This is a genomic window from Oleiphilus sp. HI0043 (assembly GCF_001634935.1).
Map to the genome: position 1 here is coordinate 1 of NZ_LWEY01001444.1, position 1,139 is coordinate 1,139.

The window sequence follows — 1,139 nt, forward strand, 5'->3', positions numbered from 1 at the left end:
GTCAGGTTAGTCTTTGAGTTTGTATTGTTCACTCTATGTAATCCTGTCAGCCGGTAGTCATCACCCTTCAGGTATCCATACGTCTTCATAAACTCAGCAAAGTCTTCCTTGTACAAACCGCCATCAGGTTCAGTAGTTATTAACGATAGCTTTTTCGTAGTAAAGCACTTTAATTCGATGCCAAAAATGTCTCCGTCCTGATCTGCATTAGGAATGATTCCGCAAGCATGCTCTAGCGTATACCCATGTACTTGGGTACTTGTAAAAGGGATAGTTTCTCCAGTTTTATCGAACCTGCACCCCTTTAAAGTCTTGCCCGCCACGCTATCAGTAAGTATTTTGCGTAGTTTTTCTGAGCCTGATATGTCCAGCTCATTAATCGATAAACGCTTACATATTTTCGAGGATCCAAAAAGGGGCAGATCAATGAACTCGTTTCTAAACTCTTCGGCCGGATCAACAAGCATCATCGCAATTGCGATTCCCTTTTGAGTAGCTCCAATTACTAAATACCTAGGAAGTAGATCTTCACTCTTTGTGAACTCAACTGACATAGATTGAGGCATTTCGCCCTGCTCTGTCTGAAAACCTGATAGCCGAGCCTCAGGGTACTGGTGGTATACAATAGCTTTACATTTTTTAGTCTTATGCAAAGTGCCATCACTGCTTAGCCAATAGAATTCATTGAAGACAGCTTGAGTAATTGGTTTGCCGGGTGCAGATGCTCTTTTCGTTTGACTCGTGCTTTCAACTCTTTCACTAAAGCTCATATCAAACACGGAGTTTAGTAAGCTAGCATCATGATGAAAATAAACTTGGTTTTTGTCATTGGCGTTCTTTGGAAGCTTCTTAATCAAAGCCAAATCACAACCATGTTCTGATAAACGAGAAACGATTTCCTTGGACGAGATTAGCCCTTGATAATCGAGATGATTGAATATTGCCATACTATAAACTTTGGAAATAGTAAGACAATATTCATTCCAAGCGAGAACTTCAAGTCGAATGAAGTTCTGCGACTAAAGTAAGTAGATTGATCAGGCAGCTTTATCGGATTTATTTTTAAGGTCTACTGCCTGATATATACGACTTTTCATTAGCTCAGCTACAGCTCTAAAAACTGGTACCACCACCGAGTT

The 1,139-nt window shown here is 40.3% G+C and carries 1 protein-coding gene; it reads right to left on the bottom strand.

Translation table 11 applies throughout. The features are described 5' to 3' along the window. Positions 1–947, bottom strand: a 947-nt coding sequence (locus tag A3729_RS20230) for an MvaI/BcnI family restriction endonuclease (RefSeq protein ID WP_068634214.1), incomplete at its 3' end; no start/stop codon positions are given. Positions 948–1,139: the final 192 nt, after the last annotated feature.